Below are 25,908 nucleotides of genomic sequence, written 5' to 3'. Positions count from 1 at the left end.
GCTCGCGAATTTCTCGGTAACGTCGGGCGGTGACCTCGCGTACCGGCTCCGCCCCCCGGATCGACCTGCACGCCCACTCCACGGCCAGTGACGGCACCCTGACCCCGGCCGAGCTGGTCGGCGCGGCCTCAAACGCCGGGCTGGACGTGCTGGCGATCACCGACCACGACACCACTGCCGGCTGGGCGCCCGCCGTGGACGCGCTGCCACCGGGGCTACGTCTGATCCGGGGTGCCGAATTGTCGTGCCGCTGGTCGGGGGCGCAACCGGCGGTGCCGCTGCACCTGCTCGCGTACCTGTTCGACCCGGACCACCCGGAGCTGGTGGCCGAACTGGCCCGGGTCCGGGCCGCCCGGGAGGAGCGCGGCGAACGGATGGTCGACCTTCTGCGGGCCGACGGCATCGACGTGAGCTGGCCGGACATCCTGGCCGGTGCGGGTGGCGGCACCGTCGGACGCCCGCACCTCGCGCAGGCACTCATCCGCGCCGGCCTGGTCGGCAGCGTCCGGGAGGCGTTCGGCCCGAACTGGCTGGGGGAGCGGTACCGGCTGCCCAAGGAGGACATCGAGGTGTTCCGGGCCGTTCGACTGGTCCGGGCCGCCGGAGGGGTGCCGGTCTTCGCCCACCCTCGGGCCACCCGACGTGGCCGGGTGGTGCCCGACGAGCTGATCGTCGAGCTGGCCGCCGCCGGGCTCGCCGGGCTCGAGGTCGACCACGAGGACCACACCCCGGCCGAACGGGAACACGTACGGGCGCTCGCCGACAGGTTGGGCCTGCTCGTCACGGGCTCCTCGGATTTCCACGGCACCCACAAGACCGTTCAGCTCGGCGCGTTCAGCACGAGCGTCGAGGCGTACGAGCGGATCGTCGCCGACGGGGTGACCGAGGTCGCTTCGGTTTGATCCTGGTATTTCGCCCATCGGGGCGCGGCTAGGTTGATCACGTGGATCTGAAGTTGTTCGGCGAGGTTTTCGTGACCCTGCTGGTGATCACCGACCCGCCGGGCATGATGCCGATCTTCCTGGCGTTGACCGGCCCGCTGCCCGCCCGAGACCGCAACCGGGCGGCCTGGCAGGCCGTCGCGTTGGCGCTCGGCGTCATCGTGATCTTCGCCGTGGCCGGGCAGACCCTGCTCGACTATCTGCACGTGGACCTGCCGGCGTTGCAGGCGGCCGGCGGGCTGCTGCTCGTACTCGTCGCCCTGGAGTTGCTCACCGGCAAGACCGACGGCCCCAGCTCGGAGGCCACCTCGAACATCGCACTGGTGCCGCTGGGCACCCCACTGCTGGCCGGCCCGGGCGCCATCGTGGCCACCATGCTCTTCGTCCAGCAGGCCGACGGGATTGCGGACTTCACCGCCATCGCCCTGGCGATCCTCGCCGTGATGCTCGCCGTCTGGATCGTCCTGCGCTTCTCCGGCGGCATCGTCAAGATCCTTCGTCCCGGCGGCATCGAGGTCCTGACCAGGATCGCCGGTCTGCTACTGGCCGCTATCGCCGTGCAACTCATCGCCGACGCGGTGTTCGCCTTCGTCACGCAGTACGTCAACATGACCTGACGGCACGCGCGATGTCGGGGGTGGATGGCAGGATCGCAGGCGTGCGACGATCCTCATCAGCGGGGCGGCCGGCCGCCGGCGGCCGGGCCCCCAGGCAGCGCGCCGGTGACGCCGAGCAGCTCGGCTTCGAGGGCATGCCGGAGCGCCTGTTCGTCTGCACCCCGAGCAAGCTGGGCGCCTACGCCGACTGCCCGCGTCGTTACCGCTACTCCTACGTCGACCGGCCCGCCCCACCCAAGGGCCCGCCGTGGGCGCACAACTCGCTCGGCGCCAGCGTGCACACCGCCCTGAAGAACTGGTATGCGTTGCCCGCCGACCGGCGCCGCCCCGAGGTGTTGGCCACGCTGCTCAAGGGCACCTGGGTCCGCGAGGGCTACCGCGACGACGAGCAGGAGCGGGCCGCCTACCGGCGGGCGTTGGGCTGGCTGGAGGCGTACGTCGAGACGCTGGAGGCGGATTCCGACCCGCTCGGCGTGGAGCGGGTGGTGGCGGTCAAGACCGCGGTGTTGGCGTTCAACGGCCGCGCCGACCGGATCGACTCGCGGCCCGGGCCGGAGGGCCCGGAGCTGGTCATCGTCGACTACAAGACCGGTCGCACCGGGCTGGACACTGACGACGCCCGGGGCTCGCAGGCGCTGGCTCTCTACGCGTACGCCGCCGAGCGGGTGTTCCGTCGGCCGTGCCGCCGGGTGGAGCTGCACCACCTGCCGACCGGCACGGTCGCCGGCCACGACCACACAGTCGAGTCGCTGGCCCGACAACTGACCCGCGCCGAAGAGACGGCCCGCGACATCATGGCCGCCGAGCGCGCGGTCGCCGACGGCGCCGACGCGGACGAGGCCTTCCCGGTGGCACCCGGCCCGCGTTGCGGCTGGTGCGACTTCCGGCGGCACTGTCCGACGGGCGCACAGGCCCCGGGCAAGGAGCCGTGGGCGGCCATGGACCGGCACGCCGACGGCTGAGCTGCTCTGCCGCGCGTCGGGTCAGCCGGCCAGCGCCGCGTGCCGAGCGGCCCGCTCCTTCGCTGCCTGGATCAACGGCCCCTCCAGGTAGCGGCGGGGCACGGCTGCGAACGCGAGCCGCAACGCGCGCAGGCTCAGGTCCGCCGACAGCGCGGTGGTCGGCAGACCGAGACCCCCGTACATCCGGCGCGCCCACCCTGGCAGCAACGCGAACGCGGTGCCGGCGATCCCCAGGTACGCCCAGCGCGGTGGGCCGAGCGTGAGCCCCAACCGGACCGGCAGGCTGAGCTTCCACGGCAGCGGCGGAGCGGTGAGGAACACCGCCGTCTCGGCAGCCTCCCGGGTCATCCGCAACTGCGGCCGTACGGCCTCGTAGTAGTCGGCGACCTCGGCGGCGGTGCCCGGAACGGTGGCCGGGTCCAGGCCGACCAGGGCGGCGGCCCGGCGCTGCTCCGTGTAGTAGCCGTCCACCTCGTCGTCGCTCAGCGGCAGCCCGGCGCGTCGGGCCGTGGTCAGGAACGACTCGACCTCGGTCACGTGCACCCAGCGCAGCAGATCGGGTTCGTCGATCCGGAACCGCTCACCGGTGAGCGTGTCGGTGGCCCGCATCCGGTCGTGCAGGCGGCGCAGTCGCGCCCCGGCAGCCTCCGCCTCGGCGGTGGTCCCGTACACCGTGGTCGCCACATAGGTGGCGGTGCGGACCAGACGGCCCCAGGCATCGGTGCGGTAGTTGCTGTTCTGCGCGACCCCGGCCATGGCCCGAGGGTGCAACGCCTGGAGGTAGAGCGAGCGCAGGCCGGCGACGATCAGGATCGGCTCCTCGTGCACCTTCCACGTGACCGAACCCGGACCGAAAAGGCCGAGGTCATCGGGATCCACCGCTCAAGAGTGCCACGGTCGGGTCGACCTCGCCGCTCACGTGCCGCCGGTCCCGCGCTGATGCCCTGGTGCCGCCCGGTCAGACGTCTGCGGAGCGACGGGCCCGGCAGCCAGGGCAGAGACCCCAGAAGGTCACCTCGGCCTCGTCCACCTCGAACCCGTGGGCCGTGTTCGGCTCCAGGCAGGGGGCGCTGCCCACCGCGCAGTCGATGTCGGCGATCTCGCCGCAGCCCCGACAGACCACGTGGTGGTGGTTGTCGCCCACCCGCGCCTCATAGCGTGCGGGACTGCCCGCCGGCTCGATCCGACGCGACAGCCCGGCCCGGGACAATGCACCCAGCACGTCGTAGACAGCCTGGGTGGACACCGAGTCGAGGCGTTCGCGAACCCGCCTGGTGATCTCGTCGACCTCCAGGTGGCCGCCGTCGGCGAGCACGTCGAGCACCGCGAGGCGTGGCCGCGTGACCCGCAGGCCCTTCGACCGCAACAGCTCCTCGGCACCGGACATTGGCCAATGACAGCACGCCCGGCCAGCATCGACAACCGTCGCACGCCCCGGGTGGCCACCGACACAACCAGGCAAGATCAGGGGTACGGCCCGAAGGGTGAACCCCAGCGACGCGGCGCGCGTGTGTCCGGTCGAGAGCCTGGGGACGATCGGCGGAGCATAGGCTGACCACCCCTGACCATGATCCACCTGGAGGGTTCGATGTTCGAGGAGATCCTGGGTCTACCGCTGCACCCCCTGGTAATCCACGCGGTCGTCGTGTTCGTGCCGCTGCTGGCGGTGCTGACCATCGCGTACGTGGGACTACCGCGGTGGCGGCACCGGCTGGACTGGGCACTGGGCCTCCTCGCCGTCGCCGCGCCGGTGACCGCCTACGTCGCTGTCGAGTCAGGTGAGGCACTCACCGACGCGCTCGTAGCGCGAGGCTTCCAGGGGCCGATCCTCGATCAGATCTTCGATCACTCCCGCTACGGCGACATTCTGTTCCGCATCGTGGTGCCGCTCGGGATCGTGGCCATCCTGCTGCTCGTCGCGACGAGTGGGCACCCCCGGGTGCCGCAGCTGCCCGCGCTCGTCACCCCGGTGCTGTCGGTAGTGGCCGTGGGCCTCGCCATCGCTGCCCTGATCTACGTCTACCTCACCGGCCACTCCGGTGCCGAGACCGTCTGGGGCACCACCCTCTGACCTGCCCCTCTTCCGGGCTGCCACAGTGGGACGACGATCAGAAGATGACCCGCGAGCAGAGCAGGCAGAGCAGGACCAGCAGCACCACACCGGCCGCCGAGGCGAAACCATAGGTGACCCGCTGTGAACGCTGCTCGGCCGCGTCCAGGTCGGCCACGTCCTGCGGGGGCAGCTGTCGCGGCGGCGCCGGTTGCAGATGTACGGGTGGACGCCAACCCGCCGGCGGCGGCACGGTCGGCGGCGGGCCGGAGTATCCACTGGCGGGACGCCCGGTCAATGCCGGGCCGGCCTGCCCCGTTGGTGCTGGGCTGGCCTGCTCGGTTGGTGTCGGGCCGGCCTGCTCGGTTGGTGTCGGGCCCGCCTGCCCGGCCGGTGTCGGGCGGGTCTGTTCGCTGGAAGGGTGCTGCGTCGATGCCGGGCTGGCCTGCTCGCCCGGCGGTGGATTGGCCAGAGCGGTCGACGGTGGGTCGGTGGGTCCGCTCGGGGGTGAGCTGGTGGGCAGGCCTGGGGATGAGTTGGTGGGCCCGGTCGGAGGTGTTGCCGCGGGCGCGGCGGGAGAATGGTCCGCCCCGGCGTCGTCACCGGTGTCGGGCCGTCGCCAGTAGTCGTCCGGGGTGCTGCCACCGCTGGGGGTCGTCACGCCGTCCGACGCTACCAACGCCACCGGCGGCCCGGTCGCTTCTGGCCGGCGTGCCCACTGTCGGCCGGACGGACGTTGCTGGCGGCGTGCCCACTGTCGGTGGTCCGGCCGCAACCGGCCGGCGTGCCCGCCGTCCTGCCGGCCACCCCCGAGGGCTTCGATCGAAGACCGGCCGGCTGAGCAACTCGTGGTCCGGCCGCAACTGGCCGGCGAGCCGCCGGTCGGCGTGCCACGGTCGACGGCCCGGTCTGCCAGGGTCGGCTGCGCTAGTCTTGCCGCTCGTGAGCACCGAAGACCCCGGCACGCGTGGCGTACGTGGAGACGATGACCGCGCCGTCGACCTGAGCGAAGACTTCGTGGTGCTGCCCGAGCAGACCTCTGACGACACCGACCGTGGTTGGGGTGAGCGGTCCGGCGGCAACGACGACTGGCTGCTCGCCGAGCGCCCCCCGCACTGGGACTGATTCCCGCACCCCGTGCCGCCCGGGTAACTGAGCCGGTGCCGGGCCCGGTCCCGGACGACGGTCCGACCCGCGAGGCCGATCCGACCCGCCGATCTGACCCGCCATGTCGATCCGCGTCGCTGATCCTGCCCGCGTGGCCGACCCGGTTCAAGACGGCGAGCGAGGGCTTACGGAGGGACGGGCCGGGCTGACGGGGCCCGTCCGGGGCCTATGCGGTCAGGTTCTGCGGCCGACTCAAGCGGGTCGTTGCTGGATCTAGGGATGTCGGTGGAGTCTCTGGTGGATTCGGCCGGTCGACTCTCGTGAACCTGCCGGGCCGTGTCAGCGGGCGCCAGCGGCGCGTCGGAGGGCACAGCTGTCGGTGGGCACCCGGCCGGGGTGTGCAGGACTCCGGCGGCGAGGCCGAGCAGCGCGGCGACGAGACCGGCCCGAAGCAGGGTGCCCCCGCCGGGGAGTTTGAGGTGGCGCAGCGGGCGCAACGCCCGCGCGGAGTCCGGATCGAGCATCGCCTCTGCCGCCTCCCGTTTCCGAGCGCCGCAGCGGCACCCATGAACGGCAGGTTAGGCAGTTTCCCCGGCCCCGACCGACCCTCTGGTCGCCACCTGTGGACAACCGGGCGGCCTGTGGATAACGCCCATCAGCCGGTTCGATCTGCTACACGACCCGCCTTGATCGACTCGCGATCAAGGAATCCGGGTGGTCAGAGCAACGGGGACAGGCCGACTTCCGGGAACCCGAGTGGATCAAGAGGGGCCCGGTGTGGTGGGACGTGAGGCGGGCAGCCTGGACCAGTGAGACTGGTGCCGCCGGGGCGCGCAGCCGGTCCCGCCGGGAGGGTAGGTGGGCAGCCGGGGCCGCCGGCAGGGGCGACCTGTAGGAAGCCGAGGTGATCGAGGCCCGACCCGCACGGGTCGGGCCTTCCTCGATCAGGAGGTGGAGCTTGCCGTCGTCGCCTTGCCGCCGCCCGACCCACCCGAGGAGGACGACCCGGCCGACGACCCCGAGGAGGACGACGAGCCCGAGGACGACCCGGACGAGGACGAAGACCCCGACGAGGACGAAGACCCCGAGGACGACGAGCTGTCACCGGAGGACGACTCGGACTTCGCCGGCTTGGTGGCCGTGCCGCCGGCCGTCGTCTCGGAGCCGGACGCCCGGGAGTCGGTGCGATAGAAGCCCGAACCCTTGAAGACGATGCCTACCGAGTTGAAGACCTTGCGCAGCCGCCCCTGACACGCCGGGCACTCGGTCAGCGGCTCGTCAGAGAAGGACTGCACCGCCTCGAGCTGGTGACCGCACGTGGTGCAGGCGTACTGGTACGTGGGCACGTTCTCCTCCGGATCTGGGCTCAGCCAGTTGGCACTCGACGTATTCGAGTGCCAATGGTGCGTCATTCGCCCCGGGTTCGTCCAGCGGACGTGTGGGGCGCGACACCCCGCGCCGCATCCGGGCCGTCGTCAAGCGTACGCACCCCGTCGGTGGGAGTGACGACCGCGCGTACCCGCCTGTCGTGCGGCTCCGCCGGCAGCGCTTCGACCAGCTCACCGTCGTGCAGGGGCACCACAGTCAGTGCCGTGCGGGGCACCCGGGCGAGGGCGCGGTCGTACGAGCCGCCGCCGCGCCCGAGCCGCCGACCGTGCTCGTCGACCGCGAGGGCCGGCACTATCACCAGTTCGGCGTGCGCCACGGCGGTCAGCCCGAGGCGGGCACCGGCTGGTTCTCGCATACCCCGCCCCGCCGCGATCAAGGCATTCGGCCCGGTGTACGCCGCCCAGTCCAGATCCAGGTCCGGGAGGAGCACCGGCAGCAGCAACTCGCCGCCCGTCGGCAGTGCCGCCCGCAGGACCTCGGGCAGGTCCGCGCCGCCCGGTTCGGAGCCGACCGGCACGTACGCGGTCATCCGGTTCGGCCGCAGCCGGCGTACCAGGGCGACCAGCTCGGCCTGCACGCGCGCGGCGGCTGCCGCCCTCGTGGCGGCGGGCAGCGACCGGCGGCGGGCGAGCAGTTCGACGCGGGTGTCCCGCTTCGCCATCCGGGGCACTTCCGCTTCATCAGAAAATTCTGGCACGCAACACTCCTGACGCAACGCCTCTCCCACGGTTGCTCTGTGTCAGCATCGCAAGCAACGGAGGCGGAACTTCCGGGGGGACCGAGTGACGCTACGCGGGCGGTTGACGGCAGCCTTCCTCGTGGTGGTGCTCGGGCCGGTCCTGCTCGGCGCGCTGTTCGTCGCCTCCACCGTGGCGGCTGTCGACCGCAGCCGCTCGACCGAGCGGCTGGCGGTGGCGGCGTCCACGGTGCGTACCTCGGTCGACGCGCTCTGCCAGCAGCTACGCGCCACCGCCGACGCGGTGGCGCTCACAGCCGAGCCGGCCGCGGCCGCCGCGCAACTGGTCGGCCGGGGTCTGGCCGCCGCAGTGCTGATCACCGACGTGGCCGGCCAGGTCAGCTACGTCTCGCCCGGTGCGCCGTCCACCCCGTGGCAGCACTGCGCCGGCTCCACCGAGGGCACGATGGGGGACTCGAACGGCACCCCGACCAGCCCGGTCCGGGCGCTGGCCGCCCAGGTCGACCTGCACGATCGCGCCGGCACCCGGTTGGGCACTGTGACTGCCGCGCAACGTGTCGACCCGGCCTTCGTGGCCCGCCTGGCGGCGGTGACCGGGGTGGCGGTCACCCTGCTCGACAGTGGGGCGAGCGCCGCGCGGGTCACCCACACGACCGAGTCCCGGGACGTCCGCGACGCGGTGCTGGCCGCCGCCGTCGGCGTCCGGGGCGAGCAGGTCACCGAGACCAACGAGGGCCGGTACGTGCGGCGGCTCGGGCCGTCCGACGCGCAGCCGCTGCCGCTTGTGCTCTCCGTGCCGAGTGAACGGCCGCCGGGGCTGCACGCCACGTTGGTCGGCGCGGTCGTGCTGGCCGGACTGCTCGCGGTGCTGGCCGCGTGGCGGCTGGCCCGGGTGACCACCCGTCCGCTGGCGGAGCTGGCCGGCGCTGTCGACCGGGTGGCCCAGGGCGACCTTTCTGCCCGGGTGCCGGTCCGCAGTCGCGACGAGCTGGGGCGGTTGGCCGCCGCGTTCAACCGGATGACCCGGGAGACCGGCTCCTACGTCGCGGCGTTGACAAGTAACCGGGACCAGTTGCGGGGGCACCTGGCGGTGCTCGGCGACACCCTGGCCAGCACGCACGACCTGCAACGCATCCTGCGGGTGATCCTGCGCAGTGCCATCGGGGCCACCGGCGCGCGGGCCGGTGCCGTGCTGCTCGTGGAGACCGGCGGGGTGCTCGTCGCGCAGTGCACCGAGGGGTTGGACGGGCGCTGGCCGGCCGAGGAGGCGGACGGGTCGCCGACGCTCCGGGTGCCGGTCGGCGTCGGTGTGGTCGGTGAGGTCGCCGCCACCGGGGAACCGCAGCGGGGTCGCGCGGAGCCGACCGAGGCGCCGACGGGTGAGCCGCGCTGCCGCACGTACGTGGCGGTGCCGTTCGCCGCCCCGCCCGGCGGTGCCACGGCCGGCCTCGGCGGACCATCCGGGCCGGTCGACGAGGCGGGCGCGGCGGCCGCGCTCGGGGTGCTGGCCCTCTACGACCGGCTGGGCGCCGACGAGTTCGACGACGACGACCTTGCCACCCTGCGCACCTTCGCCGGCCACGCGGCGGTGGCGGTCGACAACGTCCGGGTGCACGAGGAGGCGCAGCGGCTCTCCCTCACCGACCCGCTCACCGGGCTGTGGAACTACCGCTACCTGCGCGAGTCGATCCGGCGGGAGGTGGAACGGGCCAGCCGCTTCGGGCGGATGCTCAGCGTCCTCGCGTTGGACCTGGACCGGTTCAAGGACGTCAACGACACCTATGGGCACGCCGCGGGGGACACCGTGCTGGCCGAGTTCGCCCGGCGGGTACGCGGGGAGATTCGTGAGGTCGACCTGGCCTTCCGCCAGGGTGGTGAGGAGTTCGTGCTGCTGCTGCCGGAGACCGACGCGCGGGGCGCGGCGATAGTGGCCGAACGGCTCGGCGCGGCGGTCCGCGACACGCCCATAGCCGTCGAGGCGTACGCCGGGCCGGTCCAGGTGACAGTCTCGGTGGGCATCGCTGTCTTCCCGGACCACGGCAGCACCGGGCGGGAGGTGCTGGAGGCCGCCGACGACGCTCTCTACGCGGCCAAGGCGGCGGGCCGCGACACGTACCGGATCGCCGAGGCGCGCTCGGATCTGCCGACCCGGGAGATTCCGGTGCTCGCCGGTGCGGTGACCCCACCCGACGGGCTGCCGCGCGCCGGCCAGCCGGTGCAGGCCGTCCGGGAGCCGGGCGGGCCCGCCCGGTCCGACCCGGCGGTGGGCGTACCGGAATCATCGCCGGCGGGTCCGTCGCAGGCCCGACCAGAACCGGACGAGGACCCATCTGACAGCGCGACGGGCGGGGCGCGCGCCGGCCCGGACGTGGCGCGGCCGGGGTCGGGTGGCGGCGCGTCTTCTGGGCCACACCCGCCGCGGCAGAGCCGTGGCCGATAGTCTCGCGGCATGTCGGAGCACTCAGCGAACCCCTCATCGACGGTCGCCGCCGCAACTGGCCGTCCCCTGGCGGTCAAGGCCGTCATCCCGGCCGCCGGACTGGCCACCCGGTTCCTGCCGGCCACGAAGGCGGTCCCCAAGGAACTGCTGCCGGTGGTGGACCGGCCGGTGTTGCAGTACATCGTCGAGGAGGCCACGCAGGCCGGCATCAGTGACGTGTTGCTGATCACCGGTCGGGGTAAGACGTCGATGGTGGACCACTTCGATCGTCGCCCGGACCTGGAGACCAGGTTGGAGGAGAAGGGCGACTCCGAGCGGTTGGCGGCGGTGCGTCGGCCCAGCGAACTGGCCAAGATCTACACAGTGCGGCAGCCCGAGCAGCTCGGGCTCGGCCACGCCGTCGGGTACGCCGAGTCGCACGTCGGCGACCAGCCCTTCGCGGTGCTGCTCGGCGACGAGTTCGTCAAGCCGTCCGAGCCGCTGCTGCCGGCGATGCTCGAGTTGCAGGCCCGCACCGGCGGTGTGGTCCTCGCGTTCTTCGAGGTCGACCCCGCCGAGACCAAGCGGTACGGGATCGCCTCCGTCGAGCCGGCCGAGTCGGAGCTGACCGACATCGGTGAGGTCGTCAAGGTGACCGGGATGGTGGAGAAGCCGCAGCCCGAGGATGCCCCGAGCAACCTCGCGGTGCTCGGCCGCTACGTGTTGCCGGGCCGGATCTTCGACGCCATCCAGCGGACCAAGCCGGGCAGCGGAGGCGAGATCCAGTTGACCGACGCGATGGAGTTGCTGCGCACCGAGGGTGTTCCGGTGCACGCGATCGTCTACCGGGGCACCCGCTACGACACCGGCATGCCGCTGGGTTACCTCCAGACGGTGGTGCAGATCGCCGCCGAGCGCGACGACCTGGGTGCCGAGTTCCGATCCTGGCTGGCCGAGTTCGTCAAGGCCGACGCGGCAGGCGGATCTGGTACATGACAGCGACGGCCGACGCCGAGGCGGCCGCGAACGAGTTGACGCCTCTCGCCGACTACCTGGGCAGCGTGCTGCGCAGGTTGCGCGCGCTGCCGCCACTCGACCTCGACCTCACCCAGGCGCACGGCAACGTCCTCGCCGAGGACGTCGTCGCGCCGCACGCCTTCCCGGCCTTCGACCAGGCGGCCGTGGACGGCTACGCCGCGCGCTGGGAGGACATTTCCGGAGGGGGTCGGGGGCCGAGCTACGTCCCCGCCCCCTCCGGCACGCCCGGTGGCCGCACCATTCGGCTGAACGTGGTCGGCGATCTCGGTGCCGCGAGCTGGCGGCCGGTCCGGCTCACCCCCGGCTCGTGCTTCTCGGTGGCCGCCGGGGCGCCGCTGCCGGTCGCCGCGGACGTCGTGGTCCCGGTCGAGTGGACCGACCAGGGCATGGCCGCGGTGGAGATCTTCCGCACCCCCAAACGGGGGTACGGGGTACGCCGAGCCGGTGAGGAGCTGCCCGCCGGCACACTGCTCGCCCGAGCCGGCACCTACGTGTCCCCGGCCCTGGTCGCGGTGTTCGCGGCGACGGGCATCGGGCACGTGGTGGTCCGGCCCAGTCCACGGGTGGTCATCGTGGCCACCGGGGACGAGCTCGTCGACGTGGGCCGGGGCAGTCAACCCGGCCAGGTGGTCGATGCGAACTCGCACGCGTTGACCGCCGCGGCGGCCGAGGTGGGCGCACTGGCGTACCGGGTGGGGATCTGCGACGACGACCCGGAGGGGCTGCGCGGGCTGCTGGAGGACCAGACACTGCGCGCCGATCTGATCATCACCACCGGTGGCACCGGCACCGGCCCCGGCGACATGGTGCGCCGGATCCTGTCCCGCCGCGAGGGCGGTCGCGCCGGGCCGGTCACCTTCACCGACGTGGCGCTCTATCCCGGGACTGCGCTCGGGTTCGGCACCGTCGGCGCCGAGGAGGTGCCGGTGGTCTGCCTGCCCGGCGACCCGGGTGCCGCGCTCATCGGCTTCGAGGTGCTGGCCCGTCCCGCCATCCAACTGCTCGCCGGTGCCGAGCCGGTGTTCCGACCCAGTGTGCGGGCGCACCTGCTGGAGACCGTGTCGTCGCCGACGGGGCTGCGCGAGTTCCGGCCGGCGCACGTCGCCGAACGACGCGGCGGCGGATACACGGTCCAGCCGCTCAGCGGCGGCCCGTTCACCCTCTCCGGCCTGGCCGAGGCCAACGGGCTGCTGGTGCTCGGCGAACGGGTCACCACGGCCGCCGCCGGCTCCACCGTGGACGTTCTGCTGCTGGACCGCCGCCGGTGACCTGCCCCGGCCGGTGCGCCCACGGCCCGCGCCGGACGGTCGGCGGAGGTCCGCTGTGACAGCGGCGGGGCCACTTGCGCGCGACACGGTCCCGCGCGGGAGACTGTGCCGGTGAGCCTCTTCGGACCCGCGCGGGCACCGGGCTGGCCGGTGGAGCTGGCCGACGGCCCGGTGCTGCTGCGGCCCTACCGCCGTTCCGACGCGGCGGCCTGGTCGGAGGTACGGCGGGCCAACCGTGCCTGGTTGGCGCCGTGGGAGTCGTCGCTGCCCGGCGGTTGGGACGAGATGAACTCGCCAGCCGCATTCCGTTGGGTCCACCGTGACCAGCGGCGCTCGGCCCGTGAGGGTGAGGGCATGCCGTTCGCTGTCTGCCTGCGTGAGGCCGACCGGGACCGGCTGGTCGGGCACATCAACGTCGGCAGCATCGTGCGGCGGGCGCTCTGCTCCGGCTACGTCGGCTACTGGGTGGACGCCCGGGTCGCCGGCCAGGGGGTGATCCCGACGGCCCTGGCGCTCGCCGTGGACCACGCGTTCGGCCCGGGCGGCCTGCACCGGGTGGAGGTCAACATCCGCCCGGAGAACCGGCCGTCCCGTCGGGTGGTGGAAAAGTTGGGCTTCCGCGAGGAGTCGTACCACGTGCGCTACATGCACATCGACGGCGCGTGGCGGGACCACATCGGGTACGCGATGACGAGTGAGGAGATCGTCCCCGAGGGTGGTCTGCTGGCCCGCTGGCATCGGGTACGCGCCACCGCGCGGTAGGAGGATTCAGCGACGTCCTCCCGGCTCGTCCCACGGACGGGATCGGCGCGGCGCGGTGGCATCCCGGTCGGTGCGCCGTAACCTCAAGTAACTGCAAGCTGCGGCAAGCGCTCCTCGGCCGGACGATCCACGCCTCCAGACGTGATCAGTGGAAGATCCTGCGGTCGGATGGCGGTTGCTTCGAATTCGGTGACGGGAGGGGTGAGGGTGCCGACCTCGGTGCTCCTCGCCGTCCTCGCCGCCGCCGGCCTGCTCGCCCTGGCCCCGGCGCTGGTTCGCCGGTACGACGCCACCGAGCGGCTGGTGGCGGAGCGGGCGCAGTCGACGGCGCGGGTGCTCCAGCGCCGTCGGCGGCGCCGTACTGTGCCGGGACGGCAACCCGTCCACCCTCCGCGCTCACTGATCGTCACCCTCAGCGAGGACGCGACTACCGGTGTGTTGAGCCCGCCGGTCTCCGCACCCCCGGCCGTCCGACGCTCCGGTCGGCTGCGCGCCGTGCCCGCCGCACCGAAGCGGTCCCGTCGCCGTCCGCCGCCGCGCCGACAGCACACCCCCGCCGTGTACCGGCGTCGCCGGGTGCTCGCCGCCCTGCTGCTCCTCAACGTCGTCGAGTTGATCGGCGTGCTCTTCGTCAGCCCCGGCTTCTGGGTCGGTTTCGGCGTCACCTTCCTGCTCCTGGCCCTGTACGTCGTCCACCTGCGGGGCCAGGCCCTCGCCGGGCGTCGCCGCCGCCGTGCCCGAGCCCGGGAAGCCGCCTGGCTGGCCGCCCGGCAGGCCGAGGTGCGCCGGGAACAGGCCCGCCGGGCCGCGGCCCGCCGGGAGGCGCAGCGCCGCCTGGCCGCCCAGCGCGAAGGAGTACGCCGAGCCGCGATGGGCCTGGACCGACCCGGAGACCTGCCGGCGGCGGTCAATGGTGGATCGGTCTCGTACCGGCGTGCCGGTGGCCTCCGTGGCCGCCCCTACGAGGCCGGCCGAGGCGCCTGACCCGGGCCGTGCCCTGGTCCGGGCCGTGCCCTGGGTCGCTTGATCGACTCGGGTTCCTGGAAGTTGGGGGGTCGCGGCGTCCGGGATGCCCCGACTTCCAGGAACCCGAGTGGATCTTAGGGCGGGGTGGAGCGCCGCACCGGGGGCGGATTCGCGGTGGGGACGAGCAACCTGTTAGCCTTGCTCCCGGCCCGCCCGGTGTAAGCCGGGTGGGACCGAAGCCGGTTCGCCGGTGGGGGGCTGTGGCGCAGACTGGTAGCGCACCTCGTTCGCATCGAGGGGGTCAGGGGTTCAAATCCCCTCAGCTCCACCAGCAACACGTACGACCTGGGAAAATTCCGCTAGCAAGATCAGCGGGCACAGATCCGGCACAGATCAGCGAGAATCCAGGGCCCTCGGGCCCTGTTTTCGTTTGGCGCTCGCGTCGCGCAGCGCGCCGCTGATGATGTTGCGGCGGCGGTCCTTCTTGGGCCACCAGTGCACGTAGGTTTCCAGCGTGATCCGCAGGCTGGAGTGCCGTAGCGCGTTCTGCACGTCGGTGGGGTCGGCACCCGAGGTGATCAGGCGGGTGGCGAAGTAGTGCCGCAGGGAGTGGAAAGTGCCCTCATCGGGCCAGCCAGCCGCCTCGCGCCAGAGCTGCCACATCTGCGACCACCGTTGGTCATGGATCGGCCGCCCCTGGTCGTCGGTGAACAGCAGCGGGACCATCCGGCGCTTGGGCTCTTTGCCCGGGTCGGGGGTGCCGGCGGTGATGTCGGGCAGCTCGACCAGGGCGGGCGGGTACGCGCGGACGTGCTGGGCGAAGATGGCCGCAACGTAGTCGTCCAGGTCCACATCCCCGACTGAGCCTGCCTTCGGCGGGGCGAGGTAGAAGCCACCGTAGGCGACCTTGTGAAACCGCAGTTGCTGAACCACATGCAGTTCCTGACGGTCCGGATCGATGCACCGGGAGCTGTTCTCCAGGCCGAGGACTTCCCCAAGTCGCATTCCCTCGCCCGCGCCGGCCCAGATCGCCGCCTGATACTCGTCGGGCACCACGTCGACCAGGGCGAGCACGTCGTCATCGGTCGGTACCCACTTCGGCGAGCGGGAGAAGCCTCGCAGGATCGCGAAAAGCCGGATCGACTTACAGGGGTTGTCGGGGATCACCTTGTCGGCGACGGCCGAATTCATGATGTTGTTCAGCAGGTCGAAGTACGTTTTCACCGAGGATTGCGCCACGTTGTTCTGGAGCAGTCGGGCGACCCACTCCAGGACGTCGGTGACGGTGATCGCGCGGATAGCCCGGTCGCCGAAGTGCGGGTAGTGGTGGTGGCGTAGCCGGGATTCGGTGTGGCGCTGGTAGTCGAGGGCCTGACTGATCTGGCGGGACAACCGCCATCGCTCGCCGTAGTCCTGGAACGTCAGCCGGCGCTCTCCCTGGTCGATCCGGGTTTCCTCGGCGATCCCAGCGCGGGCCTTGGCATCCCAGTCTTCCGCGTCAACCTTCCGGTCGAAGAGACGTTCCCGGGTTTCCCCGTTGCGGTCCACATACCGGCAGCGCCACCGTTTACCGCGCCCGTAGCGCTTGGACTTCAAGCGCTCCTTGTTGGGGCCGCGCTTGGTCAGGTACCAAAGGTCATCGATCGCCATATCAGGCCGCCTGGTCTTCCAGCCAGGCCCGGACGTCGGCTGGGTCGTAGCGCAGGTGTCGGCCGACCTTGAAGGCACGCGGGCCGGTCCGGCGGTGCCGCCATTGGTAGAGGGTGCCGACGGGGATGCGCAGGAACGCGGCTGTGTCGCTGATGGACCAGAGGTCCGGGAGTGGGGTGGGTGCGGTCATCGTGGCTCCTTCCGGGTGATGGTGATGTAGGTGCGGCTTTCGCCGCTGTAGCCGGCGGGCCGGGTGCTGGTGCGGCAGGTGACCCGGTCGCGGCCGTAGTAGGCGCTGAGTTGGGCCGCGATGGTGGCGGCGTGGGCGGTGACGGTGGCGGTCGGGCCGATGAGCCGGACCGCGACCAGGGGGCGGGTGCGTGTGGGCATGGCGCTCCTTCCGGATCGGGTGGGTGGGTGGGGGTGTTGCGTGCGCTGTGGAGTTTTCAAGGAACGGCTTCACGGGCGTTGACACGTACGTGTCAAGCGGCCAGGGGTTGGACCGCGCGGGCGGCGGTGAGTTCGTCGGCCAGGGCGTCGATGCCGGCCAGGTGTTGTGCGCGGGCCATAGCGGCGGCGGTGTTGGCGAGCAGGGCGTCTCCGGTGGTGATCCAGCCGGTGGCTTGGTAGCCGAGTTCGTAGATGACGCGTTCGGTTTGCTCGTCGTCCCAGGTGTGCGGGTGGCCTTCGGTGCGTCGCCAGATGGTGCGTTGGAGGCGGAGGAAGCCGAGGGTTACGGAGAAGGCGCGGCTCTTGGTGGCGATGTGTCCGCCGTAGCCGAACTGGTGCGCCCAGCGGCGAAGGCGGGCGTAGTCGGGGTGCTCGCCGATGTCCCAGCAGGCGCGGATGAGCCGGCCGAGGTGGGTGCCGGGGTCGCCGTGGATTTCGACGGAGAGGTCGTCGACGCGGCGCAGGCTCAGGCCGGTTACTTCGGTGCTCTTGGTGACGTACTTGGCGATGTAGCCGGTGATCTGGGCGAGGTTGACCTCGTGGCCGGGTGCGTTGACGTGCTTGAGGTCCAGGCCCTTGTCACCCCACGCGATGTACCAACCCTGCCCGCCGTTGTCGGGGTGGCCAGCGGAGGTGTAGGCGGTCTTCACGAACGCGGCTCGGACAGCAGCCTCGAACATGTCCCGGGTGACCACCGAGGGCGGAGGAACGATCGCCTCCGGGCAGTCGGGGTTGTAGCCGTCGAGACGGATCAAGGCGTGGTAGTGGATGACGCCGCGTACCTGGAATTCGTAGACCTTGATGTAGCGGCGGCGTAGGTCGACGTCGTGGGTGCGGCCGAGTCGGCGTAGTTCCCGGTCGGCTTGCTGGATGGTGCGGCGCCACAACTCGGGTGCTTCGTGGTTCCAGACGACCTGGCCGGTGTGGTCGTAGCAGTCCAGGCACAGCGGCTGCCCGAGGTGGGTGTCGGCGGCCTTGTGCCGCTGGCCGCAGCGCAGCTCCACGCCGTGGGGGCAGGTGCGGCCGAAGGGGTGGCAGACCGAGGCCCGGCAGGTGCAGCCGTCCTTCTTGCGGCAGTCCGCGGCGTGAACCTTGACGACCCGGTGGTGCACCGGTCCGAACGAGGGGGCGGTGGCGGTGAGGAAGATGGCGATGTGTTCGTTGAGCGGGGGTAGTCCCCATCGGTCGCCTTGCAGGCCGGCTTTGATGAGGTGGTAGGTGTCGCGGCGGTACAGCTCGGCGCAGGACGGGCAGACAGCGGCGCGGCGGTTGCCGCAGGGGGTGTAGATCGCCCCGTCGGGCATGTCGTCGGTGTCGACGGTGGCCATGCGGTTGCCGTCGGCGTCGTTGACGTGGATTTGCCCGGCGAGGCGGATCGGGTGCTTGCAGGCGGAGGCGGCGCGGACGTGGCCGAGCCATTCGGGGTAGTCGGGGTCTTGGGCGCGGGCGCGGCCGGAGGCGACGGTGCGGGGGTCGTGGCCGTGTACCCACCCGTCAGCGGCGGGGTTGCGGGTGCCGGTGGTGGGTGCAGCCCAGGGCCAGTAGTCGGCGGACTCAGCGGAGGCTCCCGTGCCCGAAACCGTGGTGGTTTCGGGCGCGAGAGGCAACGTCGAGGACGTCACGCGGTGGCTCCAACAGCGGTGCCGTTGTGGGTCTTGTCGTTGATCGTGGTCGGGTTGGTGAGGGCCGTCAGGATGTCGGCGGCCGTGTGGGTGGGGACGCGCAGTCGCACAGCGAGTTGGCCGGGGGTGATGGGTTCACCGTGGGCTCGCTCGTGAGCTGTGGCGACGATCCGGGCTCCGGAGAGCAGCGCGGGTGCGGGGCCGGCAGCTACCGCAGGCGCGGCGGGTGCCGGAGTCGGGTCCTTCTCGGTGCTGTCCGGGGTGGGCTCGACCGTCGTCGGGGGGTCGGTGTCCTCGCCAGAGGTGGGCGGGTTGATGGGTTCGTGGGCAGGTGGCGCGTTCTCGGGTGTGGGGTTGGTGGCCGGGGTCGCGGCGGCCGGGCGGACCGTCGGCGAGGCGGGGATGTCGGATGACGACGCCTCGGCGAGGGTGGCCGGCGCAGGTGCCGGGACGAGTTCAGTGGGCCGGGTGTTGGTGTGTTTGGTAGCGAGTAGGGCGGCGGTGGCCATGAGCATCAGGCCATCGACGGCGACGGGACCGAACCAGATGACGAGGGTTCCTTCGTCGTAGTGACGCAGGAGTCCGGACAGGTGTTGGTAGGACACGAACGCGGCGACCAGGGCGACGGGCGGCATTCCGACCCAGCGCAGGACGTCCCATCCCCAGCCCGAAGGCCACGGGGTGCGGGCAAGGATTTCGATGGCGATGAACAGGAACAGCGGCCAGACGATCGCGGAGACAACCGCGCCGGGTTCCGGGGTCCAGTTCTGCGGTGCGCCCTTGGGGGCGATGAAGGAGTGGGCGATGTTCGCGGCGACGGAGACGAGTCCGCCGAGGATGAGGCCGAGGTAGGCCCAGCGGGTGGGACGAAGATTGGTTGTGGTCATGACGCCGCCTGTGGGGCGGGCGCGGGGGTGGGGTCGGCGAAGAGGGAGAAGCCGAGGACGACGGCGTTGATGTAGCCCTGGCTGCGCAGGTCGTTCATGATTTTGGAGACGTCGGCCATGGAGCGGAGTTGCCGCTTGCAGGGCAGTTCGAAGGTCATGAAGCCGATGCCGGTGGGGGCTTCGTAGTTGAACGAGATCATGTAGCGGAACATGTCGGGTCCTTTCGGCTAGTCGCAGTCGAGGCAGGTGCCGGTTCGGCGGGGGATGTAGTAGGGCTTGACCTGGCCGCAGTCGGGGCAGGTGCGCCGCGCGGTGAGCGCTTTGTCGATGGCCGCTCGTTGGGCGGGGGTCGCTGTCCGCTTCGGGAGAGCGAGGTCGAGGCGGAACAGGTAGGCGACGCGCTTTCCGCGACGCCACATGATTTGCGCGGCGGGGTCTTGGCCGCCGGGGCGCAGGTCGCGGGTACGTAGTTGCCGGCGGGTCAGTAGCCCGTCGGGGGCGAATTTGAAGGGGTAGGTCGGCAGGCCGTAGCGCTCGCCGGTCGGGTCGTAAAAGACCATCGGGTCCTCCGCGTCGTCGTCGGCGTCGTCCTGGTCCTGGTCGTCGTCGCCGGCAGGAGTGCCGGTGGTGAAGGTGGGGTGTTCGTAGGTGTCGCGGTCGATGTCCTCGGGCAGGAACGCCGCCGAGCACAGGGCGCAGACGATCGGGCCTTCCTCGAAGGCGGCGGTGGAGATGCGCAGCTTGCGGGGGCACTCGCATTCGCACGAGACGCCGTTGTTGTTGTTCGTGCGGGTCTTGCCTTCCCCGGTCGGTTCCGGGTGGCGGTAGAAGCCCAGCGCCACGGCCAGGCCGGCGATAGCGGGCCGGTAGCGGGCGCGGGTGAGGTCGGTCAGGGTGCAGGGCGAGTAGCCGAGCTTGTCGTCCTTGGTGGTGGACAGGCCGAGTTCGGCGGCGAGGGTGGCGAACTTCTTGTTGTGCCAGCGGCCCTGCCGGGAGGTGTCCTGGACGCCGCGTACGTCGGCGAGGGCATGGGTTGCTTCGTGCAGGAGCGTGGTGAACACCGCTTCCGGTTCGCGGGACAGCCCTTCACCGGAGATGAGGATTTCGGGCAGTTGCTGCTCGCCGGCTTGCCAGCGCAGGGCGGCGAAGTGGCCCCACTTCATGCCCTGGCTCGCCTTGGTAGGGGAGCCGGAGCCAACCACCAGAACGGCGGCCGGAACTTCGGAGTGCTGGTCGCGGATCGCGGACCAGGCGGCTTCCAGCGCGCCGACGAGTGCGGCGGTGGAGACGGGGTTTTGACACGTACGTGTCACGTCGGTGATCTGGGCGGCGGTGCTCATGCGGCCCTCCGGATGGTGTGTCGGCGGTAGGCGATGGCGGCGGCACACAGCGCCTCGATGACGTCGGCCGGTTTGCGGCCGGGCAGGGTCTCCCAGTCGAAGACCGGGGCGTGCAGGCCGGCGTGGCCGACGGCGATGAGGTAGGTGTTGAACCACTCGACGGCGGCGCTGTAGGAGCGCTGGTCGGCGTCGGTGATGCCGGTCAGGTACCAGCGGGGGCGACCGAACACGGCGGCCCGAATCGCGCCAAGGATCGACGCCGGGTAGGTGCCGGTGCGGTGACAAGCGCACTTAGCCGGGCAGGCGTCGTGGGCGTCGTAGAGACTCGTGGGGGTCCAGCCGTAGCGGCCCAGATAGAGGGCAGCGCGGTCGAGGACGGCGTGAACGTTGCCGGTCGGCAACGCGGCGATGGTGCTCATCGGGTGGCCCGCCAGACGAGGAACCCGGCGCGGTTCGGCAGCCGCTCTTGGCTGTACTCGTGTTCGGCGTAGGTTTCGAGGTCGTCTTCGGTGGCGTGGGTCCAGTCGTAGTCATCGGCGCAGGCGCGCAGGATGTCCAGGACATCGGGCAGGGTTTGGGAGGCGTCGTCGTTCCAGTCCGACACGACCTCGCTGGTGGAGTACCAGGAGCCGCTGGTGGGGTCGAAGTCGGGCACGCGCCCGTCTTGCGAGAGGAAGTCAGCCAGGCAACGGACCGTGCTGTCCCGCAGGGTCGCGGGAGCGTCGTCGCCGCTTTGCTGGTCTTCGATGCTGGCGAGGTGGCCGTAGACGGCCATGGTGATGGCACCGAGGGTGCAGGCCGGCGGGAACGAGTCGTGCTCGCCCAGCTCGTAGGGGTCGCCCTGGGTCCAGCCTCGGATCTCCAGGTAGCGGGCGGCGCAGCGCAGGATGTCGGCCGGGGTCAGGTCGGCCAGCGCGCCGGGGGTGGTGGGCTGTTTTTGGGTAGGGTTCATGGCGGCCACGTCCTTTCGTGGGCGGTGGTTGGGTCGGCAGACCGGGCAGCTTTCTCAGGGCCTTGGCCGGTCTGTCGGCCGCTTCTATCGGTGGTGCAGGTGGAGCCGGAGAGTCACCCGTTGCCTGCCGTCACTGACAAGAGCGGGTGCGGAGCGGAAGACCAGGACGCCCGCGTGTCGGGCGATGGCGGTGAGTGCGGCGATGTCTTCGCCGTCACCGACGAGCACGAGGTCCAGGACCCGAGTCGGGGTAGCGGTCGTGGTGCTCATGCCGCTGTCCGCAGGTCGACAGCGGCGGCGAGGCCGGAGCGACGGCGGGTCCAGGTGGCGTAGTCGGCGACGCGGATGATGTCGGCGTCGGTCATGTAGGCGGCCTTCACGCGGTTGGGGATGCCGCCTTCGGCGATGAGGTAGCCCTCGCCCTGGTTGTTCGGGTCGATGCTGTTGGAGGAGAAGCCGCGGGCGTACCAGCCGTGCCCCAGCACGATGTCCGAGGACACGTCGTTGGTGCAGCGGCCAGCGAACCGCTACGCGAACAGGTCCCGCAGTGACGGCGGGATGATGTCCGAGGACGGGCGCTGGGTGGCGGCGGCGACGATGATGCCGACGGCGCGGCCCCGGGCGACGATGTCGCGCAGCAGCGCGGCGAACAGGTCCTGGTCTTTCTTGTCGCCGGCGGTGGCGGAGAAGTAGGCGATCTCGTCGCAGGCCACGAGGATCTGACCGAACAGGTCGTTCGGGCCGATCTTCCGGCGACGCCGGGCGAGCAGGAACGAGTACCGGTTGTCCATCACCGTCTGGACGCGGCGCAGGGTGCGGATGGCGTGGTCCATGTCGGGGCCGACGAACACGTCGGCGGCGTCCTTCCACAGACCCAGCTCGACCTGCTTGCCATCGAGCAGGCACAGCCGTACATCCGGGCACAGAGCCGCGTGACCGACGATGGTGTTCAACAGCGACGATTTGCCCGCGCCGGGTTCACCGCCGATGAGGATGTTGCGGTAGATCATCGGCAGGTAGGCGGGGTGGCCGAACTCGTCGATGCCGAGGAAGACCGGGTCGAAGATGGACAGGCCCGCGCCGACCGGCACCGTCTGCGGCACATCCGGGGGCGGGGGCAGTTCGATGGTGTCCGTGAGGTCCACAGCAGGCTCCCGGGGTCGGTTGACACGTACGTGTCAGAAGCGGGTGGGGGATGGGGTGGGGCGCGGACGCTTGACCCGTCAGGGGTGCCTGGTCCGCGCCGTCCCGGTGGTTAGGCGTAGTCGGAGGGGTCGAACCCGGTCGGGTTCGCGGTGGTGGTGGGGTTGCGCGGTTTGCGCTGGCGAGGGGTGTCGGCCGGTGCGATGACCGGCACGTCGGGGATGTCGGGCAGGTCCAGGCCGACAGGCGGCATGCCCGGAGAGGTGGGAGCGTTGGCCGGGATGTCCAGGGGGACGTAGTCCGGCAGCGGCGACACGATGGTGTGCGCCAGCGGTTCGCGGCGGGTGATGTCGATGCGCATCAACGCCGCGTACTTGCGGCCGGCGCGCATGACACGCACCTCGTTGGCCCAGCACGCCACCGCCAGCTTCTGCACCTGGCCGTCCTGCTCCAGATCCCGCAGAGACAGACCGGGTCGCAGCCAAACCCACACCCGCTCACCGGCCGGAGTCGGCTTGGCGAGCAGGATCAGCGGGAGTGAGCCGTGCCGGTTGGTGGCGATGAACGCCGCGAAGCACAACCGCAGCCGGTGCCGCACGATCAGGCACCACACCCAGGCCATCACCCGACGGCGAAGCGGGCTGATGGCGGCGGGGACGCCGACGACCAGGGCGACGACGAGCAGCGAACCCCACAACGGGGTCGACTGCATCAACGCGTTCCAGCCGTAGACGACGGCCAGGCCGAGCACGATCTCCAGCAGCCAGTGCCAGAAGACCCGCAGGACCGGCCACGCCACGATCAGCGCGAACACCACCACGCCGAGCACAGCGCCGACGACGACGCCGAGCAGACCACCCAGGATCGGGTGCATGTACTCAGAAGCCACCATGGCAGCCAGCAGGCCGACCACACCGAGGGTGACCCAGAACCCGATGATGGCCCGACGACGGTACGAGCGGGCAACCGGCGCTTCGATGACAGTGACGTTGTTGCCCCCACGGTTCGACCAGCCGAACGGGGACCTCTGGCTAGACTTGGACACGACAAGTCCTCCCTAGTAGGGACCTTGTTGGACAGGACGCGGGGTCGCAGACGACGCCAATCAACGGCGACCCCGTGTCCACCTCTCCTTGTGGAGCCGAACAGGAACACCGGCCGCTAGACGGCGGCGGTCTCCATCGCGGTCAGCGCCGACGCCCGGAACGCCACACCGGAGCGGACCTTCCCGTCGCGGTCGTTGACCCAGGGCAGCGCCTCCAGGTCCATCGGCACCACCGGCTGACGAACAGCCACCGCCGGCATCACCGGGCTGACCACCGTCACGTTGATGACCTCAGCGCTTCCCTCCGACAGGGCGTAGAGCTGCACCGCCCACATCGGCTGCTTCGTCTCCCGGTCGAACTTCTGCTGACCCGTCTGGTCCAGCTTCGGAACCGGGTTCACCGCGACCTCGTACGACACCCGCGAGGTGTCCAGCAGCAGACGTCCCATGACTGACTCCTTCAACTCGTGAGCTGAGCCCGAATCGCTGGGCTAAATACGTCCTTCTTGGACGGCAGCTCTTCTGGAATCAGAGTGCGTCGATCGGTAGTGACGACTTCACCACGAGGAATGGACGACTAGGGACGTCTTTGCTAAGGTAAGTCGTCCCTAGAGTCGTCCCGTTGTTCAAGAGCAGGAGCCTCCATGCCGAACGACCGTCTACGCAGCAGGATGCTGACGAAAGGGCTGACGCCTGGGGCACTCGCGGAGAGACTTGGTGTCGACCCGAAGACCGTCGAGCGGTGGATCACCCAGGACCGGAACCCATACCCGCGCTATCGCCACACGATCGCTGAGCTGCTGGACGAGAGCGAGTCCTACCTCTGGCCGGACGCTCTGCCGGCGCAGCGAGCGGCGCAGGTCAGCCAGTCCGAGGTGGTCCACATCTACCCTCGCCGCGGAGCCGTCCCGACTGACCTCTGGCAGCAACTCCTAGAGAAGGCCACCCGACAGATCGGCGTCCTGGTCTACGGCGGGCTGTTCCTGCCCGAGTTCAACCACCGATGGGTGCCAACGCTCCGTGAGAAGGCGCTCGCGGGCGCCCAGGTGGAGTTGCTCTTCGGCGATCCGGAGGGTAAGCACATCGCCGAACGGGGGGACGACGAGGGCATCGGCGCTGCCATGTCGAGCAAGATTCTGAACGCGCTTGCCTTCTATAAGGAACTACGAGACCTAGACACGGTCGGGATCTACTACCACGACACCATCCTCTACAACTCCATCTACCGCTTCGATGACGAGATGCTGGTCAACACCCATCTCTACGGCACACCGGCCGCCTACGCCCCGGTGTTGCATCTCCGGCGCATCGGCGGAGCGGAGCTGTTCGACAACTATGTCGCCAGCTTTAAGCAGGTACTCGGGAAGAAGCGGGCCGTCTGGCCGGAGCACTGAGCCGTCGGCGGTGAGAGGCTAGGGCCATGGCCCGTATCGAGCACTTCAACGACCCGGACGCCCCGAAGCCGAACAGCATCGTCGTTGCGGTCACCGTCTTCGTGCAGGACGAACGGGGTCGAGTGCTGCTCATCCAGCGGACCGACAACGGTCTCTGGGCACTGCCCGGGGGTGGCCAGGAGTTCGGCGAGTACATCGCCGATACCGCCGTCCGTGAGACACGCGAGGAAGCCGGGGTGGAGATCGAGGTGACCAGCGTGGTCGGGATCTACAGCAACCCGAATCACGTGGTCGAGTACAGCGACGGCGAGGTGCGGCAGCAATTCTCAATCTGCTTCCGAGGTCGCTACATCAGTGGCCGGCCGACACCGAGCGACGAGTCCTCGGAGGTCCGGTGGATCGAGCGAGAAGAGTTGGACGGCCTCGACATTCATCCGTCGATGCGGCTTCGGATCGACCACGGCTTCGAGAATCGGCAGCAGCCGTACATCGGCTAGGTCGTCAGTCGTTTTTGCGTTCGACGGATAGCCTCTAGCAACGGCGCTTCCGCCTTCACCCAGAAGCGCGTCACTAGGTCATCTGGGCCGTATCGCTCGCGGATCTCCGCCAACCGTTCATCCACGGTGAGGTCCTGGCCGTCAGGCCCGGTAGTCATGTCGGCGAACCAGAGGGCGTCAGACGTCGGTGACTGTTCGAGGGGAAACTCCGCCATGAGAGCGGGCTTCAACCCCCGTTCCTCAGCTTCATACGAAGCGCACGAGTGATGCGCGACTAGGCTTGCCAGACGTGGCTCGAAGCCCTGCCGGAGTAGCCACCTAGCGCCATCCAGAGCATGGAAGCCCGTATCAGCAATGTCCGGGGCGTAGCCGATGTCATGCAGCCATCCAGCAGCAGCAAGCACTTCCGCGTCGTCGCCGACGAGCCGGCCAAGGCTCTCGGCCTTCGCTCCCACTGCCTGTACATGCCTCCACCGACGAGGGAGTGCCGCAGCCAGGCATTGCTCGGAGAGCTGAGCGGCTCGATCAGCTAGAAGGTTCACCGTCTCAGGCTACGGCTCCGACCCTCACAGGTGTAGAGGCTGACCAGACCCTAATGCGAGACGACACGGGCGTCGCTACCCGAGCGCGGACGACGGTCAGGTGACGTCACGTGAGAATGTAATCCGACAACAGGTCGGGACATATGTCTGCCAACTGATGTGCGACAAGT

Annotated in this window: 30 protein-coding genes, 1 tRNA gene and 2 pseudogenes; 14 read left to right on the top strand and 19 right to left on the bottom strand. The window is 70.6% G+C overall.

Going from position 1 to position 25,908, the window contains the following annotated elements; genetic code table 11:
• Nucleotides 1-29 precede the first annotated feature (29 nt).
• Genes ABZ406_RS10310 through ABZ406_RS10300 form a run of 3 tightly spaced genes read left to right on the top strand, consistent with a single transcriptional unit; the run spans nt 30 to nt 2,520 of the window.
• On the top strand, nt 30-902 hold the full coding sequence (locus ABZ406_RS10310; protein WP_357758387.1) for a PHP domain-containing protein: 873 nt from the start codon (nt 30-32) through the stop codon (nt 900-902).
• Nucleotides 903-943: 41 nt separating this feature from the next.
• Nucleotides 944-1,558, top strand: coding sequence for a MarC family protein (locus tag ABZ406_RS10305; RefSeq protein ID WP_357758384.1), 615 nt, complete (start codon nt 944-946; stop codon nt 1,556-1,558).
• Between the two features lie 41 nt (nt 1,559-1,599).
• Nucleotides 1,600-2,520 (top strand): PD-(D/E)XK nuclease family protein, encoded by a 921-nt coding sequence (locus ABZ406_RS10300; RefSeq protein WP_357758381.1) that lies wholly within the window; start codon nt 1,600-1,602, stop codon nt 2,518-2,520.
• A gap of 21 nt (nt 2,521-2,541) precedes the next feature.
• On the opposite strand, the gene ABZ406_RS10295 is transcribed toward ABZ406_RS10300, so the two are convergent.
• Nucleotides 2,542-3,399: an oxygenase MpaB family protein gene (locus ABZ406_RS10295; protein ID WP_357758378.1), complete on the bottom strand. Its 858-nt coding sequence runs from the start codon at nt 3,397-3,399 to the stop codon at nt 2,542-2,544.
• Between the two features lie 79 nt (nt 3,400-3,478).
• Nucleotides 3,479-3,907 carry a Fur family transcriptional regulator gene (locus tag ABZ406_RS10290; protein ID WP_357758375.1) on the bottom strand — a complete coding sequence of 143 codons (429 nt, stop codon included), beginning with the start codon at nt 3,905-3,907 and terminating at the stop codon, nt 3,479-3,481.
• A gap of 201 nt (nt 3,908-4,108) precedes the next feature.
• Here ABZ406_RS10290 and ABZ406_RS10285 point away from each other — a divergent pair, with 201 nt between their 5' ends.
• Complete coding sequence (locus ABZ406_RS10285) at nt 4,109-4,591, top strand: DUF2231 domain-containing protein (RefSeq protein ID WP_357758992.1); 483 nt, start codon at nt 4,109-4,111, stop codon at nt 4,589-4,591.
• Nucleotides 4,592-4,628: 37 nt separating this feature from the next.
• Here the strand turns inward: ABZ406_RS10285 and ABZ406_RS10280 are convergent, their stop codons facing one another.
• Nucleotides 4,629-5,231 carry a hypothetical protein gene (locus ABZ406_RS10280; protein WP_357758372.1) on the bottom strand — a complete coding sequence of 201 codons (603 nt, stop codon included), beginning with the start codon at nt 5,229-5,231 and terminating at the stop codon, nt 4,629-4,631.
• 281 nt (nt 5,232-5,512) lie between these two features.
• On the opposite strand from ABZ406_RS10280, the gene ABZ406_RS10275 reads away from it, so the two are divergent.
• Nucleotides 5,513-5,695 carry a hypothetical protein gene (locus ABZ406_RS10275; RefSeq protein WP_112735707.1) on the top strand — a complete coding sequence of 61 codons (183 nt, stop codon included), beginning with the start codon at nt 5,513-5,515 and terminating at the stop codon, nt 5,693-5,695.
• A 933-nt stretch (nt 5,696-6,628) separates the two neighbouring features.
• Nucleotides 6,629-6,868 (top strand): hypothetical protein, encoded by a 240-nt coding sequence (locus ABZ406_RS10270; protein ID WP_357759019.1) that lies wholly within the window; start codon nt 6,629-6,631, stop codon nt 6,866-6,868.
• Nucleotides 6,869-6,882: 14 nt separating this feature from the next.
• Here ABZ406_RS10270 and ABZ406_RS10265 read toward each other — a convergent pair.
• A pseudogene (locus ABZ406_RS10265) lies at nt 6,883-7,089 on the bottom strand (FmdB family zinc ribbon protein); the annotation flags it as partial.
• Nucleotides 7,086-7,763: a 5-formyltetrahydrofolate cyclo-ligase gene (locus tag ABZ406_RS10260; protein ID WP_357758367.1), complete on the bottom strand. Its 678-nt coding sequence runs from the start codon at nt 7,761-7,763 to the stop codon at nt 7,086-7,088. The gene ABZ406_RS10260 and the pseudogene ABZ406_RS10265, both read right to left, overlap by 4 nt.
• Nucleotides 7,764-7,848: 85 nt before the next feature.
• On the opposite strand from ABZ406_RS10260, the gene ABZ406_RS10255 reads away from it, so the two are divergent.
• The 6 genes from ABZ406_RS10255 to ABZ406_RS10230 all read left to right on the top strand — a co-directional run bounded on the left by ABZ406_RS10255 (nt 7,849) and on the right by ABZ406_RS10230 (nt 14,547).
• Nucleotides 7,849-10,203: a diguanylate cyclase gene (locus ABZ406_RS10255; RefSeq protein WP_357758364.1), complete on the top strand. Its 2,355-nt coding sequence runs from the start codon at nt 7,849-7,851 to the stop codon at nt 10,201-10,203.
• Between the two features lie 9 nt (nt 10,204-10,212).
• Nucleotides 10,213-11,178 (top strand): UTP--glucose-1-phosphate uridylyltransferase, encoded by a 966-nt coding sequence (locus tag ABZ406_RS10250; protein ID WP_357758361.1) that lies wholly within the window; start codon nt 10,213-10,215, stop codon nt 11,176-11,178.
• Nucleotides 11,175-12,488, top strand: a complete 1,314-nt coding sequence (gene glp / locus ABZ406_RS10245) for a gephyrin-like molybdotransferase Glp (RefSeq protein WP_091394702.1) — start codon at nt 11,175-11,177, stop codon at nt 12,486-12,488. The genes ABZ406_RS10250 and glp overlap by 4 nt, the downstream gene beginning before the upstream one ends.
• 111 nt (nt 12,489-12,599) lie before the next feature.
• Entirely contained in the window at nt 12,600-13,250 is a 651-nt protein-coding gene (locus tag ABZ406_RS10240) for a GNAT family protein (RefSeq protein ID WP_357758357.1), read from the top strand.
• Nucleotides 13,251-13,457: 207 nt separating this feature from the next.
• Nucleotides 13,458-14,234 carry a hypothetical protein gene (locus ABZ406_RS10235; protein WP_357758354.1) on the top strand — a complete coding sequence of 259 codons (777 nt, stop codon included), beginning with the start codon at nt 13,458-13,460 and terminating at the stop codon, nt 14,232-14,234.
• Between the two features lie 236 nt (nt 14,235-14,470).
• A tRNA-Ala gene (locus tag ABZ406_RS10230) sits at nt 14,471-14,547 on the top strand.
• 62 nt (nt 14,548-14,609) lie between these two features.
• Here ABZ406_RS10230 and ABZ406_RS10225 read toward each other — a convergent pair.
• From ABZ406_RS10225 to ABZ406_RS10165, 13 genes and pseudogenes are all read right to left on the bottom strand, one after another.
• Entirely contained in the window at nt 14,610-15,866 is a 1,257-nt protein-coding gene (locus tag ABZ406_RS10225) for a site-specific integrase (RefSeq protein ID WP_357758352.1), read from the bottom strand.
• Between the two features lies 1 nt (nt 15,867).
• Nucleotides 15,868-16,056, bottom strand: a complete 189-nt coding sequence (locus ABZ406_RS10220; RefSeq protein WP_357758349.1) for a helix-turn-helix domain-containing protein — start codon at nt 16,054-16,056, stop codon at nt 15,868-15,870.
• Nucleotides 16,053-16,256, bottom strand: coding sequence for a hypothetical protein (locus ABZ406_RS10215; protein ID WP_357758347.1), 204 nt, complete (start codon nt 16,254-16,256; stop codon nt 16,053-16,055). Before ABZ406_RS10215 ends, ABZ406_RS10220 begins: the two co-directional genes overlap by 4 nt.
• 92 nt (nt 16,257-16,348) lie before the next feature.
• The gene (locus tag ABZ406_RS10210; RefSeq protein WP_357758344.1) at nt 16,349-17,938 is read right to left on the bottom strand and encodes a replication initiator; all 1,590 of its coding nucleotides are present in this window, start codon (nt 17,936-17,938) and stop codon (nt 16,349-16,351) included.
• Nucleotides 17,935-18,825, bottom strand: coding sequence for a hypothetical protein (locus ABZ406_RS10205; protein WP_357758341.1), 891 nt, complete (start codon nt 18,823-18,825; stop codon nt 17,935-17,937). Before ABZ406_RS10205 ends, ABZ406_RS10210 begins: the two co-directional genes overlap by 4 nt.
• Entirely contained in the window at nt 18,822-19,037 is a 216-nt protein-coding gene (locus tag ABZ406_RS10200) for a hypothetical protein (protein ID WP_357758338.1), read from the bottom strand. Before ABZ406_RS10200 ends, ABZ406_RS10205 begins: the two co-directional genes overlap by 4 nt.
• A 15-nt stretch (nt 19,038-19,052) precedes the next feature.
• Entirely contained in the window at nt 19,053-19,385 is a 333-nt protein-coding gene (locus ABZ406_RS10195) for an RRQRL motif-containing zinc-binding protein (RefSeq protein ID WP_357758989.1), read from the bottom strand.
• Nucleotides 19,386-20,161: 776 nt separating this feature from the next.
• Complete coding sequence (locus ABZ406_RS10190; protein ID WP_357758336.1) at nt 20,162-20,584, bottom strand: hypothetical protein; 423 nt, start codon at nt 20,582-20,584, stop codon at nt 20,162-20,164.
• Entirely contained in the window at nt 20,581-21,117 is a 537-nt protein-coding gene (locus ABZ406_RS10185) for a hypothetical protein (protein WP_357758333.1), read from the bottom strand. Before ABZ406_RS10185 ends, ABZ406_RS10190 begins: the two co-directional genes overlap by 4 nt.
• Before the next feature lie 84 nt (nt 21,118-21,201).
• Nucleotides 21,202-21,387, bottom strand: coding sequence for a hypothetical protein (locus ABZ406_RS10180; protein WP_357758330.1), 186 nt, complete (start codon nt 21,385-21,387; stop codon nt 21,202-21,204).
• Nucleotides 21,384-22,262, bottom strand: a pseudogene (locus tag ABZ406_RS10175) (FtsK/SpoIIIE domain-containing protein). The gene ABZ406_RS10180 and the pseudogene ABZ406_RS10175 overlap by 4 nt, the downstream one beginning before the upstream one ends.
• A gap of 110 nt (nt 22,263-22,372) precedes the next feature.
• Entirely contained in the window at nt 22,373-23,305 is a 933-nt protein-coding gene (locus ABZ406_RS10170; protein ID WP_357758328.1) for a hypothetical protein, read from the bottom strand.
• A 116-nt stretch (nt 23,306-23,421) separates the two neighbouring features.
• Nucleotides 23,422-23,754 (bottom strand): hypothetical protein, encoded by a 333-nt coding sequence (locus ABZ406_RS10165; protein WP_130406273.1) that lies wholly within the window; start codon nt 23,752-23,754, stop codon nt 23,422-23,424.
• A 195-nt stretch (nt 23,755-23,949) separates the two neighbouring features.
• Between ABZ406_RS10165 and ABZ406_RS10160 the strand changes: the two genes are divergently transcribed.
• The gene (locus tag ABZ406_RS10160; RefSeq protein ID WP_357758325.1) at nt 23,950-24,699 is read left to right on the top strand and encodes a helix-turn-helix transcriptional regulator; all 750 of its coding nucleotides are present in this window, start codon (nt 23,950-23,952) and stop codon (nt 24,697-24,699) included.
• 26 nt (nt 24,700-24,725) lie between these two features.
• Nucleotides 24,726-25,196, top strand: coding sequence for an NUDIX domain-containing protein (locus ABZ406_RS10155; protein WP_357758322.1), 471 nt, complete (start codon nt 24,726-24,728; stop codon nt 25,194-25,196).
• On the opposite strand, the gene ABZ406_RS10150 is transcribed toward ABZ406_RS10155, so the two are convergent.
• Complete coding sequence (locus ABZ406_RS10150) at nt 25,193-25,738, bottom strand: HD domain-containing protein (protein WP_357758319.1); 546 nt, start codon at nt 25,736-25,738, stop codon at nt 25,193-25,195. The two genes, ABZ406_RS10155 and ABZ406_RS10150, sit on opposite strands and share 4 nt — an antisense overlap.
• Between the last annotated feature and the right edge of the window lie 170 nt (nt 25,739-25,908).

It is taken from the genome of Micromonospora sp. NPDC005710, from assembly GCF_040630995.1.
Lineage (GTDB): Bacteria > Actinomycetota > Actinomycetes > Mycobacteriales > Micromonosporaceae > Micromonospora.
Note: the sequence above shows the minus strand (reverse complement) of the source record. Positions and strands in the feature narration are given on the sequence as shown.

Excerpts from the sequence above, each read along its gene's own strand:
- ABZ406_RS10220 (WP_357758349.1), bottom strand. The coding sequence starts at position 16,056 with ATGACCGCACCCACCCCACTCCCGGACCTCTGGTCCATCAGCGACACA.
- ABZ406_RS10180 (WP_357758330.1), bottom strand. The coding sequence starts at position 21,387 with ATGAGCACCACGACCGCTACCCCGACTCGGGTCCTGGACCTCGTGCTC.
- ABZ406_RS10185 (WP_357758333.1), bottom strand. The coding sequence starts at position 21,117 with ATGAACCCTACCCAAAAACAGCCCACCACCCCCGGCGCGCTGGCCGAC.
- ABZ406_RS10190 (WP_357758336.1), bottom strand. The coding sequence starts at position 20,584 with ATGAGCACCATCGCCGCGTTGCCGACCGGCAACGTTCACGCCGTCCTC.
- ABZ406_RS10155 (WP_357758322.1), top strand. The coding sequence starts at position 24,726 with ATGGCCCGTATCGAGCACTTCAACGACCCGGACGCCCCGAAGCCGAAC.
- ABZ406_RS10160 (WP_357758325.1), top strand. The coding sequence starts at position 23,950 with ATGCCGAACGACCGTCTACGCAGCAGGATGCTGACGAAAGGGCTGACG.
- ABZ406_RS10225 (WP_357758352.1), bottom strand. The coding sequence starts at position 15,866 with ATGGCGATCGATGACCTTTGGTACCTGACCAAGCGCGGCCCCAACAAG.
- ABZ406_RS10165 (WP_130406273.1), bottom strand. The coding sequence starts at position 23,754 with ATGGGACGTCTGCTGCTGGACACCTCGCGGGTGTCGTACGAGGTCGCG.
- ABZ406_RS10250 (WP_357758361.1), top strand. The coding sequence starts at position 10,213 with ATGTCGGAGCACTCAGCGAACCCCTCATCGACGGTCGCCGCCGCAACT.
- glp (WP_091394702.1), top strand. The coding sequence starts at position 11,175 with ATGACAGCGACGGCCGACGCCGAGGCGGCCGCGAACGAGTTGACGCCT.
- ABZ406_RS10205 (WP_357758341.1), bottom strand. The coding sequence starts at position 18,825 with ATGACCACAACCAATCTTCGTCCCACCCGCTGGGCCTACCTCGGCCTC.
- ABZ406_RS10215 (WP_357758347.1), bottom strand. The coding sequence starts at position 16,256 with ATGCCCACACGCACCCGCCCCCTGGTCGCGGTCCGGCTCATCGGCCCG.
- ABZ406_RS10200 (WP_357758338.1), bottom strand. The coding sequence starts at position 19,037 with ATGTTCCGCTACATGATCTCGTTCAACTACGAAGCCCCCACCGGCATC.
- ABZ406_RS10285 (WP_357758992.1), top strand. The coding sequence starts at position 4,109 with ATGTTCGAGGAGATCCTGGGTCTACCGCTGCACCCCCTGGTAATCCAC.
- ABZ406_RS10195 (WP_357758989.1), bottom strand. The coding sequence starts at position 19,385 with ATGGTCTTTTACGACCCGACCGGCGAGCGCTACGGCCTGCCGACCTAC.
- ABZ406_RS10290 (WP_357758375.1), bottom strand. The coding sequence starts at position 3,907 with ATGTCCGGTGCCGAGGAGCTGTTGCGGTCGAAGGGCCTGCGGGTCACG.